This is a genomic window from Colwellia sp. BRX8-7, assembly GCF_014077275.1.
Lineage (GTDB): Bacteria > Pseudomonadota > Gammaproteobacteria > Enterobacterales > Alteromonadaceae > Colwellia_A.
Window position 1 is genome coordinate 148,974 of record NZ_JACGVP010000008.1, and the last position, 17,763, is coordinate 166,736.

Sequence of the window (17,763 nt, forward strand, 5' to 3'; positions counted from 1 at the left end):
TTAACAAGCTTGTTTTTTCAATCGTTTGATTTCGTCAATCCAAAAAGATTTACCACTTAAGCATTCGGGATCAAGTTTTTTCAACCCATCTTTTAGTTCGTCCACTAATTGCTGAGAAACACGATTCTCAACAAACGCTTCTTCATCACTCGCGATAGCATTTTCAACCATGATGGCGTATAACTTTAATGATTCTCTCAACTTGTGAGGGGAAGTATTAACTAATAGCTGATTGTCTGATATCGATATATTCAGTGAGTTTAGGTTTAAAAGCATATCCCTATCGTCTCTATCCTCACCAATTTTCAATATACCATTATGTATGTCATACATATCAAAATTAATATTCGGGGCAGCCCATTCTGGTAGCCCTAATTCACACAACACTCTAACATCACTTATGGATGTGCTTGAATTAGAAAAGATGCTTTTACTCCACTTGATGAAGTCGCACTCCTTTCAATAATCAGCTTCAGCAAAGTGGGTCATATTTAAAAGCCTTCCAACATTATAAATACTTGCCTATCCAAGTATTTCAATACCAATCAAAGTATCACTTTCATCGAAGTCAAAAAGTAGATCTGGGCCTTTATAATCGTTAATCAAGTCCCGAATATCCACCGTTTTATTTACACATTTAGAATCAGTGTTTCGAGGGTGTTCGGGCAAATATACATAACCAACTTCATTATCGTCACCTAACTTAAGCTCAATTAAATTTTTCATAACTTCCTTTGTTCATACTTTAATGCAAAGACAATAACATTTTCTTTGAAAACAACCAAAAGCCCGCGAGTGCAATCCTTCTAGTCGGCAAGTTGAGAGGTTATCTTTCAATCCCTTTGGCTTCAAAAGCAGCCAAAAATAAAGCCCCTTGCGGGGCTTAGTTATAGGATTGATTTCAAATCAAACAATCTGACCTATTGGTTCATTTTTATTTGATAACTAGTCATGCCTCACATTATTGATCTCGTAATGTTCAACAATGTGAGGCTCTGAAGATAAAGAAACTAACTCAGCTAGGTGTTCTTTATAACATGGTCTATTGGCGAACTTACAAACAGCTAATCCATAAGCAAATAATTTAACTTTTCTCGACTCCGTTAGCATAACTTCTTTTAGCACATCGAAATTCACCATGTTTTTATGGTCTCCCGCAAATAAAGATACCCCTCTTTTTATTTCAGATAATGCGACATTATCTTTTACATAATCAAAAATCTTACATGCTTGATGATTATTTATTTCCATCATTGCTGTAATAGCGCTATCTCGAACACGCTCTTCCGGGTCATCTAAGCATTCAAAAAGTGCAATAAAATGCTCAGGCTTGGTAGTTGATATGCCAAAACAACGGCAAGCTTCCTTACGGTTGTCTACATATGGTGATGTTAAATGATCAAAAATATAATCAAATATAGGATACAATTTAGTAGTCTCTTGAGCTGCTATAAATAACGCGGTTATATTACAAGTTTCAGACTGGGAGGTTAAAAGAGGAATTAAATCTTCTATTGTAGGTAGATGATTGTGCAACTCTATACTTGCATCTGCACAATCGTCAAGTTTATTGTCTAATTCAGGGTCTTCTATGCCTTCAATATAGGCTTCAATATCATACTTTCCAGCCAAAAAATCATATAGTAGCTTTTTAAAAATATCATTACGATTTTTAATATATTTTTCAAGTTCTTGCATAAAACCTCATTCCCTAAAACAGATACAGTATTGACTATAAAACAACCTCTCAACCTTGTTCTTTTGTCAAGCTTAATTGAGAGGTTATTTTAAGTCAGAGTGTCAATAAAATAGTTTAATGTCACTCTATTTTTTTCAATAATTTTTCTTCATTGGCTCTATGTTTCTTGTGCTTCACATAATCAAGAGTATTTTTACGAGGCTCCTTTTTCATTGCATGAGTACGACCGGCTATACTTTCCTTTAACTTACACGTCGCACAAGCCCTTTCAGCTGCTGATTGAATATCAGCCACTTGATCTGCTACATCATCCATAGTTCCATCTGTCGTCCTATTACCATGCTTGTCTCCTTTCATTTCTATACCACAATTATGTACAAGGACGTTTTTCTTAGTTACATAATAGGTATGGAAATCAGCTACGGTGAAGTTGTATGTTAAAGCTTCGCGCTTCTCATCAATCACACTTACTACCTGCATTGGAACATTCCCATCAGTCTCGATTTGGTCACCAACTTTCAGTTCAATAGTTGTTTTCCAACCCGCACCAACAACGAAAAATGGGTGATCATCTGTAGCTTCTATTTTCTGCTCAAAACCATCGTTTCCTTTGAGGTTAATCTCATAGATACCACGATCCGGTTCATTAAAGATTTTTGTAATAGGTTTCCAATCTTGTTCACCAGTTTCGACATTTTTAGCCCAAAGTTTTTCCCCAAGCTTAATATCTTCAATATTCTTGTAACCGCCTTCAGTAAGAACTTGAGTGCCTGCAACAAAACAACATGCTTTACCGGAAGACTTAACTAACCCCGCGACCTTCTTAATTCTTTGTAATGCCTTTGCAGGATTTACCATTCCAATCGCTGCGTCTCCTATTGCAGAACCGACATCCACCGTACCAGTTGTGGCATATTGAATAGCTGATTCAACAGCAACATTAACTACAAAACTCACAACAAAATTAAGAAATTCACCATTCGGATCAGTATATTTATAAGGATTATTATTCACATACAAATAGCGGTTGAACGACATCACAGGGTTAGAAGCCGTATAGCCAACAGGATCATTACTGTAAAACCGCCCAATCACTGGATCATAGTATCGTGCCTGCATATAACTTAGGCCAATATCAGTATCGAACTTATGTCCGGTATAACCTACATCGTCACTTTGTGTTCCAATCGTTTCACCAAAAGGTTGATAGTGTAGAGTTTTTATAATCACTCCCGCTAAGTTACTAAATGCAGCGGGGCTGCCTAAATAGTTAGTATGAATGAATTCTACACTAGCATTTTTTGTAGCGACTAATTTACCACCTAAACGGTAGTAATCTTTGTTAACACCACCAACTTTTCTAAACATTAGCTGACCAGATAAGCTGTACATCGAATAACTTAAGCCTGAACCATCGTTTGTTTTCACTCTTCGGTTATGGCCATCATAAACATAAGTATTGCCACTTGCTTCGTTCATTTGACCGGCAACATTATACGAAAAGCTATCATGACCATTTGAAGTGACATTCCCTCTACTGTCGTAAAGAAAGTTATATGATTTACTTCCTGTGGTGTAATTTAAACGGTTTAAGCTGTCATAAGCATACCCAATCGATTTAGAACCTATTTTATAGTAGGTAATATTACCTTTGGTGTCGTAATTAACATCTCCTGTACCCGAGTAACTATCGGTGATCAGGTTTAACCTATCAAGCCCGTCATAGGTTGCTTTTAAGTCATAGGCATTGTTTTTTTGGTCATCCCAGAACGTCAAATTATTATTTGAGTCGTAGGTCATGGCTTGTTTTATCGCATAAGTGCCACTTCTTGCATCATAGGTTGAAGCAAGTAAGCCAGCACTGTTTAGCGTAGCAGAATACATAAACCCATTGCCATAATTATGAGACTTAATAGCACCTAATGCATGATACTTAGCATTTGTTGCGTAATTACCCACTCGCAATTGTTGACTTAACGCATTATGCTTGACATTCATCACTTGCCCGCTGGGATAAGTGATTGAACTTTTATTACCTAAATTATCCGTTTGATAAGTTAAGGTGAAGGTATTCCCGTCTATAGATAAGCTTTCAGAGGCCAATCCCCCTAGACTATTGTATGAATAATGACTAGCAACACTGCCCGTATTAAGGGTAATTAACTGACCATTTCTATCATAATAAAAGCTTTTGTTTGCTCTATCATCCTCATATGTCTCAGAAATAGTATTTCCTCTGTACCCATAGAAGTAATTCGTTTTATTTGAACTACTTACTAAACTATCGCACGAGGTGGTGCTAGTGCTAATTGACGTTCCATAAGCTTTCCAGCTTAACTGTCCGACACTATCAAATGAATAAGCTCTCGGGCCAACATCCTCTCTAACAACTTTACAAAGCTTTTGATAATCATCATAAACGCGGTATTCATGCTCTCCGCCTTGGCTAACACTGCTAACATTACCGTAGATATTGTAGGCCATACTTGTACTAACATCAGCGGGTGAGCTAATTAAAATAGGCATTGATTGACTTGGGGATGCATACGACAAATAAGTGGTTGTGGTAACATTGCCCTTATTATCATTAACTTCTACTTTGTCATTAACCAAATATCGATAAGATATTTGACCTGAAATGGCATTGTTATTAACCGCCTTTGGACGCCCTAATCCATCATAGCTGTAATTAACACCATAATAAGTAGACGCAGAACTTGTCTGCTGACTTTGAAAAGTTGGTTTATTTAAGTAGTTAAAGTTTGTTCTTACATACCTTGTTGTATTACTACTATCGCCGTTATCCCACTCTTTTACGGCCAACGGCCTCAACAGTCCATCATAAAAAGTCTGTTTACGGTAATCACCTTGACTAACCGTTTGAACCGTCATATCTGAAACTGTTCCTGGAACGCCAATACCACCTGATGACTGTGAATATGAAATATTGGTATTTGACCATTCTTCGTCACAAGGGTCTATTAAGGTTAACCGCCCTAAAGTGTTATAGCTGTAGTTTTCACAGTTACCTTCAAAATCCGTTACTCGAGTAACCTGAGCATTGGCATTGACTATTCGATAACCATATTGAGAAACTGTACTGCGGCTCTTAGGCGTCTGAATAGTTCTAGGAATTCCACGATAATAATTTGAATATTTTACCCACTGATTATTGGCATTTCTTGTTATTTTATTAGGTAATCCATTTGATAAATAGGTGTAATTGGTATGCCAACGACCAAAAGAGTATTGGTTAGCGAGTTGTGACTTGTAGATCCCCGCAGCGGAGTGATAAGTCGTTTTTGCTACTTCTTCATAAATAGTACCGTTAAAGACCTTTGTTTGATATGGCCGACCAATTAGCCAGTATGTTGGATCATTATTATAGGTGGTTTGAATATATTTATGTTTGTTACCATTAGCATCATTGTATTGGTGTGCCTGCGTTGGGTTACCATAAATATCATATGAGGTGGTTAGGTGAGTAAAAACATCTTTACCACCTACTCTATAGTATTCTTTTACTTCAGAAGCAATTAACGCTCTGTTTGAATGAGCAACACCACTGCTTAACTCAAATCCCACATTACCAATATTTTGACGAGTAAATGTTTTCTTTGTTTGGAGTAGCATAGCGCCGTTTGTATCAAATTCTTCTACAGCGACTAAGCTACCGTCTAAGTAACTGGAGTAATCACGGTTATGATAATATTTTGTTCGACTGTTATCTGGAGCTATTACTTGTGTCCATTTATAATCTTTATTATTGATATTGCTCGGTAATGTACCCTTTAATAACATACTACTTTGGATATTTTCATTAGCGGCAAAACCTGTGTTTTCAGAGTAATCATAATTCCATGTCATCTTGGACATTCCCGGTCCGTCTAACACTTTTTCAATAATAGACATGGTTGCGTAACATTGTGGCTGTATATAGGGGCCGTTATTACTGGTAGTGGTTACAAGCGTGTTACTTCTTCCTTGAACTTTTCCTTCAAATTGAAATGTGCCAGTTACACCATCAGGGTGTGTGATACTTGCAGTACTATTTTTTGGTGTATAATTTATGGTGTATGCACAATCATCCATTTTGTCACCGTTCCTGGTACCAACAGTTGGTTTAGCATTTCTATATGGGCTTAAATCAAAAACCCAGCTTTTACCATCAGGTCGGGTAACAGAATCTAGCCCTTCAGTACTCCCATATGAATATGTCCAATGACGTCCGTTATAAGAAACTTTAGTAATATGATTTAGATGGGATCCCGTTCCATAAGTCATAAAAACTGTTCTGCCATCACTGGACGTTATTGAAGTTAGCTTGTTACCAGAATAATTATACTGAATCCAATTACCGAAACGATCTTCTACTTTTGAAGCCAACATAAAGGCTTGATACCGAGAAGTAACTTTATAATCTCGATAAATACCCTTAGAGGATATTAATCTCATTTTGTCGAAAGTGTACTTAAGCCCATCGGGTGAGTGACCGATAAAGCCTTCGCCATTGCCACCTGAACGAGTAAAACAATCGAACTTCCAATTAGATTTTGTTTTTCTACCGTTTTTTTCAACTAACTTCTCTTGCCGACCCGGTAAAATAAGAGAGTCACCGTTCCAGTATTCATGAGATTCAAACACGTTACCATGATCAGAAATTCCGCCAGGGTTTAAGGAACCAGAGCATTCTTTGCCTATTCCCCATGAACCTGAATACCGAGAACCATTAAAAAGTAGTGTGGTATGAATCGCGGGAATTTCAAGTAACCAATCATCAAAAAAAGCTGAATTATAAGCAGTTAAACCGGCAGCTTCAGGATAGAACTTTCGAGCTATGACAATGTCGGGGCCAATCCCTTTAGCCACCAAATCAGTATGGCTAAATCCAATCGTGCCAGAGTTAAGGTCAATATGCTCGCCGAGTAAGTCGGTTGTATAAGGCGTAACAGAATCTTTTACAGACATACGCGCTAAGATATCTTCATTGGCAATACCATAAGCATCTCCACCACCAGGTTCGTCTCCGGGATCACCACCGCTAGGAGGAGCTAAAGCAGACATTTTTGTTGATGACTTGTACGTTGTTGGTAAGTTTTGGCTAACAATTGCTGAAGTAATTTCCGTAGTCATTGCTTCATTGAATGAAATTTGTTTAGCAAATGCCATTATAGGTAAAATTAATGCTATCGTTAAATATCTCATAGAAATCCCTTATCTATTAATAATTACAATAATATTCAGTTACTTATTTTAATAACTTATAAATAAAAGTTAAAAGACAGCCAATAAATTAACCAGGTACACCCAAACTAATCTACTTTTTCGAACGCTGGTTAAAAGATTATTTCATTTTATTTAAAGCTGTAAATGCTTAAGTCTTCCAATTTCAAATAATGAAATATTCGCATAACTTTTTGTTTACTTGTTGTATGGATATTAAGATCTGTACATTACCCATACAAAAAAGTAAATTGAAAGTTAATATAACGTAAACATACAATAAATATAGTTGCTAAATATCGCTAAAGCAATTTATGCGTAGACATTAATGAGAGAAAAGAAATAAAGTTATGGCTGTGTATAAAGTTTTATAAAAGGCGTATTTATAAAATAATTTTACGTGTTTGATATCATGAGTTAATTAACAAAATGATGATGCTATTAAATAAATGATAGCGCGTAATGATAGGCATTTATTATGTTTTATATAAAACATAATCGCTAATTAACCCTAATAGATAGGCTTTCTGCAGTTGTACCACTCATTAGCTGTTCACTTTGATTTAATAGCGTAGTGAATTAATAGCATCTGCTACTGTTAAAAAATATATTTTAGTGAGACAAAGCTCCGCCTTACTAAACTCATGAGCACGGATCAAATCTAAAACTTCCGCTATAATGACTGTTCGCCCTGTTTTAACTAGCACTCGTTGTTGTGATACACATTCTATTAAATAGCAAACACCCATAGAATCTATAACATAATCCTCATCGCTAAGAATTAAATCCTGACATTCTGAAATAAAATCTAGCGCAGAGGCTAAATATGTAAGCTCATCTTCGCCTTCTAACTTTAAAACACATGGCCAACAGATCATAAAAACTCTCTATAAATATAACGGAAAAAACAAGCCTGCTCAGTCAAGGTTTACTTACAAGCCATCTCTTTGAAGGCAACGGCCCCTGGGTTCATCACCTTCATGAAGTACAGTGTCGGTATGTAGAAACTTTGCCGCTTCTGCAGAATCTTTCACTTTAGAGGCACTGCGCGCTAGCATTTCTGCTTCAAACTCATTGAGTACACTTTCCCTTATGCCAGCATCTCGCCATTGAGATAATGGCCGACATCCTATCGATATGCCTCGTGCAAGCGACAACGCATCGAGAAGCGCTTGATTTGCTCCCTGTCCTTTGAATGGGCTCATCGGGTGAGCCGCATCACCAATGAGCGTCGATTGTTGCCCTTGCTGCAATAATTCTGCTTCGAGTAATGGCCGGTCATACACGGGATAACCAGAAACTTGAGCCACCAAGGTAGCAGCTAAAACTTGCGGTATAGGGTCATGCCACTGAGTTCTTCGACACGCTTCGTCTTTTAATGCCTGAGGACCTTTAGCGCTTAATGCCTTAGCTTCCGCTTCAGGCATCGGAAAACTCAGCTGCCACATCACAGAGTCAGACGCATAAGGCATCATATAAATACGTTCATTACCATTCGCCGTTTGAAAAACAGTCGCTGAGTCCAGCAGTGAACTTTTAAGTCCTTCGAGTGCCGCCAAAGGACAAATACCCAAAATAACAATACAGTCTAAGTAACGTAGAGGTGTTTTATCATCAGCTATCAGCAATTTTCGCACTGAACTGCGAATACCATCAGCGCCAACAACAAGATCGGCCTTGGCGCTTTTCAATTCACCTTCGACCTGAAAACTCAAATCAACACCTCCCGCCAGCGACTCCTTATAATCTACTAATTGGTGACACCATTTTACTTGGTTGTCACCGACGAGTTGCTTAAGTAAAGCTAAACGCAAAGATTGGCGAGCGATATGAACATTGGTGCGTTTAACCGACGATTTCACCGCAGAGGGGTGCCACTTTCTGATCCCCCATTCACCAATAACTTTACCCGTGGTGGTATGAACAACATGCCTAGTTGAAATAACGCCTTGGGTTAACACAGAAATGCCAAGCCCTGCTATCGCTCTACTGGCTTGTTGTAATGTCAGTCCGTAACCCTGAGAGCGAGTATCAAAGCCACTGTCTCTTTCATAAAGTGTAAAAGGAATACCGCGGTGCAAACAAGCAACTGCTAGTGCAACACCGCCGATACCGCCGCCAATAATAGCAATGTGCGGGTAGTTTTCTTTATCTGCGATGGTAATATTTGTCGCCTGAACAAGGCCAGTTCCATTGCAATTTAAACAATCAAATAAATGTCCCTTAGGACGAACTGGAGGTGTACCTTCGCTTTGTTTTTGTTCAAATTCATCCAACTGACGCTGATACTGAAGTCGCATTTTTTTGCGTGGTCTTTTATTTTTTTGACCAAGGCCTTGGCACTGCTGACAAATGGTCCAATTAATTTCTTCGTTGTTCAACTTTATAAGTTCCTGTTTATTTGACCTGATTTTAACTTCACTTTTGCGGAAAAATCTTGTTAACAACTCATGTTAGGGTTAAATGCAAAACGGTACATTTCACTAAGGCTATAACAATTTAATGGCTTACTATATCGTTGCAATTAATAATAGCAGTAATTATTTAGCCATAATTTTGCAAGAAAAACTGATGGGCTAGGATTTTAGACTGCTTTTTATCAAGAAGACATTCATTTGATGAAAACATTAACGCTATAGCGAAAAAACAGTGAATATATAGATTCGATATTCGATAAATACGCCACTTAACGTAGCGACTTGTAATCGAATAATATGTTACCTTTATTTTAGCGTTCAGCTCAGCATGTATAGTACCAACGCCAATGGTAGAGTAATTAATAGCCGATTAAATTAGCAGTCGATAGTGTTTATTCTTGCTCAGTTTTACATATTTTTTGAATGAGTATTGAGACCGACAACGCAATTAATAAGCCCATAAAAAAATAGATGGCGATTAAGTACTTCCCTAAATCAGATGCTTGTATTTCACCATTAACTAATACACATTCACCTTTGCTGTAATTGAAGCTACCACCATTATCTAAGCATTGATCAACCAAAAAGAAATCATTAACTAACCAAATAGCAACAAAACTAATGATGACACCGATAAACTGTGGGATAGAATTTTTTTTCATAAGTTCCTAAAGACATAACAGAAGGTCAAGTAACACGTCATTGTTGATAATAGTGTAATACAAAATGAGGCTCGAACGATAATTATCCCTGCTTCTTTATAGACTTATTTAATTTATCTTGCTTTAGGTATTGAATAAGTTCCAACAACATGTGCTAAAGGGTTTACATCACCTTCGGAGTATAAAGATACCTCTCCAACAATGAGTGACTTCCCTATTTTTAGTAAGGTACATTTACCAATAATATCTTTGCTTGAAGAGGGTTTTCTCAGAAAGTTAATGGTTAGGCTGGTGGTCACAGCAAGAGAAACGATGCCTATTTCACCAAGAATAGCCACATATAGAGCACAATCGGCAACGGTCATTAACACGGGGCCAGATACAGTTCCACCTGGCCTTAATTCATCAAAACCTACGGTATGCCTTATTGTTGCTGATTGTTCTCCAACAGCTTCAACAATGCACTTGGCCTGTGGAAACTCTGTTCTCATAAAGTCTGTTACTTCTTGCTTAGTCGCCAAGATAGTTCTCCAAAAAACACTAAATTAAAGGCAAAAAATACTGACTGTAAGATGTCTAAAAGACACTACTTCGGAAATGCTGCAAGCTGTTTTGCCCTTATTTTGTAAATTATTATGGTAGTAAAAATTAACAATTATCTTTAAACGATTCGATGAAGCGCACAAATTTTGTTATCTGAGGGATCACGTAAATAAGCGAGATAAATCTTACCTATCGTTCCATCTCTTACACCCGGAAGGTCTTCACACGCACGACCACCATTAGCAACACCCGCTGCGTGCCATGCATCAGCAATAGCGGTACTATCAGCTGCGAAACCAATAGTAGAGCCATTACCATGACTAGCAGGCTTACCATCTATCGGCTTACTTAGTGCAAAAACTCCGTTTTTGGTAAAATAAAAACAACGACCTTTGGCGTCAATTACACCAGGCTCGTGGCCCATGGCACCAAGAATGGCATCATAAAAAACCTTTGATTGTGCGACATCATTTGCGCCAATCATTATATGACTAAACATTTTTTTCTCCCTATTAATATTAATCAGGCCATTAAAGGCCAATGAACTTCTCGGCTATAATATTCATTTTTTAGTTAGCCAATTTAATAAGACAATTAAGTACTACCTTATCTTTTACTGACTTATATAAAAAGCCTTTAGTGACGTATTATCGACACAAAAGGCTTTGTTATTATTACCTATAGCCATCTTTCTTATTGGCCATATTAGCGATACAAAAAACTAATAATATTTTATGTACTTACTAACGCCGCTGACTTAATAGGTAAATCTCGTACTCTAACTCCTGTTATCTGAAAAATAGCATTGGCGATAGCGGGCGCTATTGAAACAACACCAGGCTCACCTAAGCCAACAGGAAACTCTTCGCTTTCAACAAATTCGATATCAAGCTCAGGCACATCATTCATTCTTAATGGAGTGTAGGTATTTAAGTTAAGATTACTTACTTGACCATTTTCTATCGGGCTTTGTTCGTGTAATGCTAAGCTTGTTCCCCATAGCATTGACCCTTGTACTTGAGCTAAAGCGCCATCAGGATGAATAATAACGCCGGCATCAGCAATCATAGTCAATTTCTTAACCGTGATTTTGCCAGAGCTAGGTTCGACATGTACTTGAGCGGCACAAGCCATCCAAGCCGGCATGGAACGTTCTTGTCCCGCACTTATCGCAACACCAATCGCTTCGTTTTTTCCTAACTTAACATTGGCGGTCTTTTCTTTTAGTCTAGTTAATACGTGAGCTAAACGCTTAGCACCACCAACACTTTCTGGTGCTTTACCCGCTTGCTTTCCTAAACCATCAAGCATGGATAAACGAAAATCAATAGGATCCATTTTACTTTGATGCGCTATTTCATCAATAAATGATTCTAATCCCCAAACAATCCAACCCTGCCCTACGGATCTTAACCAACCAGGCAACATTGTTTGTTGTGCTAGGCTATTGTTAGCCACGCGCACACGATGGTTTTCCATGCTGTACCAATGATCTGCACCACTGGTGGAAAACATATCGACACGAATTTTTTTATCTAGACTTTCAGGCATAAACCCTGGCGCCATTGATAAGGTTGGCCAACCCGCAGCAAGTGCGTGTTGCATGCCAGTAAATTTATTTTTTTGATCAAATAACGCTTGAAACGAAACAACCGAAGGCGATCTTGGTTGGTCAAATCTAGAGTCATCTTCTCGGGTAAAGACCATTTTTACCGGTTTGCCAATGGCTTTAGCCGTTAATACAGCTGGAATCGCATAATCGCCAAATAAACGACGACCAAAGCCACCGCCTAAGTATTGCTGATGCATAACAACATTTTCATCTGAAACTTGTAGCGCTTTAGCGATCGCTGGCAAAGTTAACGACTGCCATTGATTACCGGTATAAACGTGCCACATACCATTTTTTTCTTCTACCGTTGCGTTAACTGGCTCTAAAGCAAAATGTAACGCGGTATGCGTGCGGTAAACAGCATTAATAGATTTATCTGCTTTGGCACTCGCCGCTGAAAAGTCGCCGTCATTAATAAACAACCCACCTTCGTTTTCATCAGCAACTAAACGCTCACCTTCTTTAATAATATCTTGCTCGCTAACTTTGGCTGTTTTACCCGCTTGATAGCTTACTTTTAACGCATCGCCGGCTTTAATCGCGCCGTAATAAGTATCAGCCTCGACACTCACCCAGCCCTGAATGTTTTCACTTGGGTCTTGCAAAATATGATAGCCAAGATAACCTTTAACCTTTTTAGCCGCACTATCATCAACATTGGTGACCTTAGTGCCATAACGTGTTGGTGGAACAATAGGTCGAGCATAAACCATCCCTTCCAACTCAACATCAATACCATAAACCGCCGAGCCATTGGTTTTATCGGGAATATCGAGGGCTAAACTAGGCTTGCCGACTAATGTTCTTTTACTGGCTGGTTTTAAGGGTAAGGCATCAATTTCTTTTGGTGTAAAGACACGATTAAAGGTGCCCTGAGTGACAATTTCACCAAAACTTAACGATTGTTCTTGATAAATTACTGCACCATTTTCAACACGACATTGCTCTGCTGGGCAATTCAATATTTTTGCCGCGGCTTCTATTAGCGCAATACGACCGGCTGCCCCAGCCTGAGAAAGTGGCTTAAACGTTTGAAATACTGACCAAGAACCGCCCGTGACCATATAACCCCATTTAGGATCAGTGTCTACATGAGTAATAGAGACTTTAGACCAATCTGCGCCTAACTCATCCGCCACAACACGTGCGAGTGCCGTACCAATATGCTGCCCCATTTCTGCCTTAGCAATATTAATGTTCACATCGCCCTGTGGGTTAATTTCAAACCATACAGTTGGCGAAAATAATTTATTTTTCAGAGTTTCTTGTGGGCTTTGCCCGATATTGGCGGCGCTAGCTAGGGGGGCGAAAGCCATTAATAATGTACTACTGACCGTACCAACTAAAAAACGACGGCGAGATAAGCTGACATTGTTTTTTGCATCTTTAATATTTTGCATTGTCATACGCCTTTATGATTGTTGGGTTGAAGAGCGTGGATCAAACGTTTGTACATCGGCTGACATAACATCTGCAGCACTTTTAATGGCGCTTTGAATACGGATATAGGCCATACAACGACATAAATTGCCGCTCATATGATCAACAATTTCTTGGTCACTTGGCGAAGTATTACTGGCTAGCAAAGTTGCGGCCTGCATAATTTGTCCAGATTGACAGTAGCCGCACTGAGGTACTTGTTCATCGATCCAGGTTTGCTGCAATGGATGATTGTTGTCTAAACCTTCAATCGTGGTGATATTTTTATTTGCGGCGGCTATTAATGGAAAAGAGCAGGTTCTGATCGCCGCACCATCGATATGTACAGTACAAGCACCACACATTCCAATACCACAGCCAAATTTTGTGCCTTTAAAACCAAATTCATCACGGATAACCCATAATAAAGGCGTGTCTTCCTCTGCAGTAGAGGAAACATTTTTCCCATTTAACTTGAATGCAATCATAACTTTCTCTCCAAAACTGAGCTAAAAAATTATCAACTCATCTATTTATTAAGTACACCACTTATTAAAGTAGCTGATTTTTATTTCTGATTATCTCTGTATTAACAGATTGAATTATTTTCAACAGCGCAAACTTCTACCTTAAGATAAACTTTGAACAACTTATTGATAATTATATAATGATGCGTTTATTTATAGTTAACTTATGCCTAAAAAATCAAAAGTTTGAGCAATAATATTTATTACTACCTTCATAGGTTAGCACCTTAGGTTTATTTTTCCTCATTAAGGGAAAATATTAAACTAAGCTAAGCGTTCGCCATCAGAATTAGCGCTGTTTTCGACGGGACCGCTATCACCAAAAAGGTAAAATAGTACAAAATTACTATTATTGTAGTCACTTAGTTTAAGAATGTCGCATACGATCGAACCCTATAACTGTACTATTGGGCTATTTCGGTACTATTGAGCTTTCGTGCGATGCTGTACAGTGATGTGGATCAATCCCACTTAACCCTTGGGATTATCGGTTGTATGAATGAGGCGGTTAAACGATTATCAATGGCGATGTGCATTAATGTTAAGCTAAGACGCTAACTTTTCAATAATAGTCAGCTGAGTGCTGATTAAAAACATGCATTAAGTGAAGGGTGGCTTCTTTGCTGCTAACTGAACAAAATAGTATCGACCTAAGATCACCGTTAAAATGCCACCAAGCACTAAAGCGGATGACTCAACCAAACGTAATGTAATCAGTTCATTGGCAAACACTATTCCGCCTGCAGCAGCAATAACAGGTACAAACAACTGCACAACAGCGGCTTGTGTAACAGAGAGTCCCCGCAGCGCTATATACCAAACAAAATAGCCTATGCCTGAAGCTATACCACCAGACAATACCGCAAGTAATATCCCCATTGGTGTTATATGAGCATCATTAAGTCCAAAAATTATCAGTATTAAAATAAAAGGAGATGTTCTCATAAAATTATAGGCGGTATCACTAAGTGGATTTTTAGATGTTCTGCCAGCAAGGGTATAAAGTCCCCAAGCAACACCTGAAACAGCCATAAGTATAAAGCCTTTAAATGATGGTGTTACTAGGCTCGGCACGATTAAATAAACAAAGCCAGAAAATGCAATAATGAGTCCTACCCATTCAGTAAAATGAAGTTTATTACCTGAAATTACACTCGCCATAATCATCGTTATTTGTACTGCGCCAAATAAAATCAGTGCGCCTGTTCCTGTATCTAATGAGATATAGCCAAATGAAAAAGCGATAGCATAAATAAAGAGCATACCTGCCGCCAACCAACTGCCTTTAGATTTAGGTTTTATTTCATTTGATTTACGTGTTAGTTGCAGCACAATAATTAATATAATAATGCCCGAAAGAAGCCGTATAATCGTAAAACTGCTTGCGTCAATGGCATTATCACCTAATGCTAACCTACATAGCACAGAGTTTGCCGCAAACGCTAAAAGGGCAAAAATAGTACTCGCAATAATTTTTATAAAATTGATGTTCAAAAAAAATCCCACTTAAAAACACTAGATTACTGACTTAGGTAATATCTTGGCTGCAATTAGCCAGTAAATCTCCCTTATACCATTGTGCACAAGGGAGCAGCTATTATAAAGTAACCGGATTATGTTTGTTTAGAAATTGAAGCACTTTTTCATGATATATAATTCGGTTGTCAGACTTATAAAAATTATGCCCTTCATTTTCAATTTCAAACCATTCGTACGACTTGTTATGCTTCTTTAATTGCTTAAGTAATACTTCTGCTTGCTCTAAAGGTGTTCTGTCATCCTTGGTGCCATGTACTAATAAAACGGGTGCTTTTAATAAATTAATCTTATGAATCGGTGAATGGGCTTTTTGGATGTTTTCTAGACCGACTCTTTTAATTAATACTTTCGCTACCTCAGGCTCTTCGTGATCAACCAATAATGGCAAGTCATAAACCCCTGACCGAGCAATAGTACACTTAAACAGATCAGGTTCAATAATGCTGCTTTGAATAGCACTATAACCGCCAAAACTTGCGCCCATGATGCAGAGACGGCTTTTATCTATGTATTTTTTGTCGACCAAATAATTGATGCCATCTAAAATGTCATACTGAATTTTATCTCCCCATTGGCCAAAACCTGCGGCTTCAAATTTCCAACCTAAACCTGTTGAACCACGATAGTTAACCTGAACAACTGCATAGCCTCTCGAAGCTAATAATTGAACTTCTGGATTAAATCCCCAATAATCTCGAGCATGTGGGCCACCGTGAACTAAAACAACAGCAGGTACTGCGGCAGTAGTCGTTTTTGTTGGTAAGGTTATATATCCTTGGATGGGGGTGTTATCTCTCGCGTTAAATTTAAACGAGTATTGCGGATGTAATTTTTTAGTATCAATACCCTTCTTGCTATGTGCAACGTAACTCAACTTATTTGTTTCACGGTCAAATAAATACCATAAGGTCGGTTGAATGTCGCTCGAAAGAGAGATTAAGGCTTTGGTCTCAAATGTCTTATCCCAGCTAACGTTAATGTGATAACCGGCAAATTGTCCTAAGAAGTCCGAAAGTTTTTCAGCCATAGGATGCTTTTTATCTAAAATTTTATATTGCGGGTACTCGTCAAAGTAAGAGACGGCAAAAGGTCTACCTTGATTATCTAAGTAAAGCCATTTGGTATCATAACCATCCACGGTATATAACGTCGATAATTGCTCAGTTTTTGGATTAAATAAACAAATAGAAATAGTATCGTTACCACAATAATCACTTACCACTAGTTGCTTTTGATCTTTATAAGTACTGATAATAGATAAGCTAGCGCTTGCATTTTTAGGTTTATAGTACAACCAAGACTCATCATCAAAATCATAACGCGCGATAGTAATATCATCATCTTCCGTGTTGCTGCTAAGCCATAACTCTTGGCTTTCATCGAAGTAATCTAGCTGAGTCGTTTGATGGTTTGCCTTGCTGTCTTCAATTTTTGCTAACGTTTCTATTTGACCCTCATATATATTTAACTTAAAAACCCACATACCTTTATCATTATATTGTGACGTTGAAATAATGATATGTTCGGGGTCATCCTTTAACATGCTGATTATTTCAGGATGCGCCAAATGTTTTTCGTAATCGTGGTCTTTAGTGCCTTTTTTTATTTTTCCTCGACGAACAAGTGAACGGACACCAAAAATAAAGTCACCTTCATCTTCATCTATATTGATGCTATAAATTTCACCATAGTAGCCCTTCCTCTCTTGATTTCTTTTTTTACTGGCAAGAAAAACCAGTAATCTTTCATTATTTGCCCATCGGTATTGACCGACACTGTCTTTATTGGCAAAGGAAATTTGATTAATCGCTTTCATCGTATCAACAGCAACGATGATAAGAACAGGCGTCCCTTTTTGATCTTGGATCAAAGCAAGATGTTTACCATCAGGAGATAAACTAACATCACGGTAATCGTCTTCCTCAAAGAGTGTATTAATATCGAGGTTTTTTACCGCTAGTTTGTTTTCTATATTGTTATTTTCCAACGCGATAGCCATGGAACAGTAACTGAAAAACATGAAAACTAAGGTCAGTATTTTTTTTGTTTGGGGATACACAGAACATCCTTTTATTATTATATTTCTGTTTATTATATCCTTGCGTTTTAATAAAGGGCAATA

13 protein-coding genes are annotated in these 17,763 nt (G+C 37.9%); all 13 read right to left on the reverse strand.

The window, feature by feature from the left end; all coding sequences use genetic code 11:
• The 13 genes from H4J57_RS09855 to H4J57_RS20290 all read right to left on the reverse strand — a co-directional run bounded on the left by H4J57_RS09855 (position 1) and on the right by H4J57_RS20290 (position 17,700).
• Positions 1-387, reverse strand: a complete 387-nt coding sequence (locus H4J57_RS09855; RefSeq protein WP_182242662.1) for a hypothetical protein — start codon at positions 385-387, stop codon at positions 1-3.
• 135 nt (positions 388-522) lie between these two features.
• Positions 523-726 carry a DUF2283 domain-containing protein gene (locus H4J57_RS09860; RefSeq protein WP_182242664.1) on the reverse strand — a complete coding sequence of 68 codons (204 nt, stop codon included), beginning with the start codon at positions 724-726 and terminating at the stop codon, positions 523-525.
• Positions 727-945: 219 nt separating this feature from the next.
• Entirely contained in the window at positions 946-1,698 is a 753-nt protein-coding gene (locus tag H4J57_RS09865; protein WP_182242666.1) for a hypothetical protein, read from the reverse strand.
• Between the two features lie 121 nt (positions 1,699-1,819).
• Positions 1,820-6,904, reverse strand: coding sequence for a polymorphic toxin-type HINT domain-containing protein (locus H4J57_RS09870; RefSeq protein ID WP_182242668.1), 5,085 nt, complete (start codon positions 6,902-6,904; stop codon positions 1,820-1,822).
• 581 nt (positions 6,905-7,485) lie between these two features.
• Positions 7,486-7,800 (reverse strand): DUF4144 family protein, encoded by a 315-nt coding sequence (locus H4J57_RS09875; RefSeq protein WP_182215936.1) that lies wholly within the window; start codon positions 7,798-7,800, stop codon positions 7,486-7,488.
• A 54-nt stretch (positions 7,801-7,854) separates the two neighbouring features.
• Positions 7,855-9,303, reverse strand: coding sequence for an NAD(P)/FAD-dependent oxidoreductase (locus tag H4J57_RS09880; RefSeq protein ID WP_220470295.1), 1,449 nt, complete (start codon positions 9,301-9,303; stop codon positions 7,855-7,857).
• Positions 9,304-9,731: 428 nt separating this feature from the next.
• Positions 9,732-10,001: a hypothetical protein gene (locus H4J57_RS09885; RefSeq protein WP_182242670.1), complete on the reverse strand. Its 270-nt coding sequence runs from the start codon at positions 9,999-10,001 to the stop codon at positions 9,732-9,734.
• 113 nt (positions 10,002-10,114) lie between these two features.
• Positions 10,115-10,525, reverse strand: coding sequence for a PaaI family thioesterase (locus tag H4J57_RS09890; protein WP_182242727.1), 411 nt, complete (start codon positions 10,523-10,525; stop codon positions 10,115-10,117).
• 137 nt (positions 10,526-10,662) lie between these two features.
• A complete protein-coding gene (locus tag H4J57_RS09895) occupies positions 10,663-11,043 on the reverse strand; it encodes a VOC family protein (RefSeq protein ID WP_182215932.1) in 381 nt (126 codons plus the stop codon).
• A gap of 233 nt (positions 11,044-11,276) precedes the next feature.
• A complete protein-coding gene (locus tag H4J57_RS09900) occupies positions 11,277-13,562 on the reverse strand; it encodes a xanthine dehydrogenase family protein molybdopterin-binding subunit (protein ID WP_182242672.1) in 2,286 nt (761 codons plus the stop codon).
• Positions 13,563-13,568: 6 nt separating this feature from the next.
• Positions 13,569-14,063 carry a (2Fe-2S)-binding protein gene (locus H4J57_RS09905; RefSeq protein ID WP_070376774.1) on the reverse strand — a complete coding sequence of 165 codons (495 nt, stop codon included), beginning with the start codon at positions 14,061-14,063 and terminating at the stop codon, positions 13,569-13,571.
• A gap of 639 nt (positions 14,064-14,702) precedes the next feature.
• The gene (locus tag H4J57_RS09910) at positions 14,703-15,596 is read right to left on the reverse strand and encodes a DMT family transporter (protein ID WP_182242674.1); all 894 of its coding nucleotides are present in this window, start codon (positions 15,594-15,596) and stop codon (positions 14,703-14,705) included.
• 103 nt (positions 15,597-15,699) lie between these two features.
• Positions 15,700-17,700, reverse strand: a complete 2,001-nt coding sequence (locus H4J57_RS20290; protein ID WP_182242676.1) for a prolyl oligopeptidase family serine peptidase — start codon at positions 17,698-17,700, stop codon at positions 15,700-15,702.
• Positions 17,701-17,763: the final 63 nt, after the last annotated feature.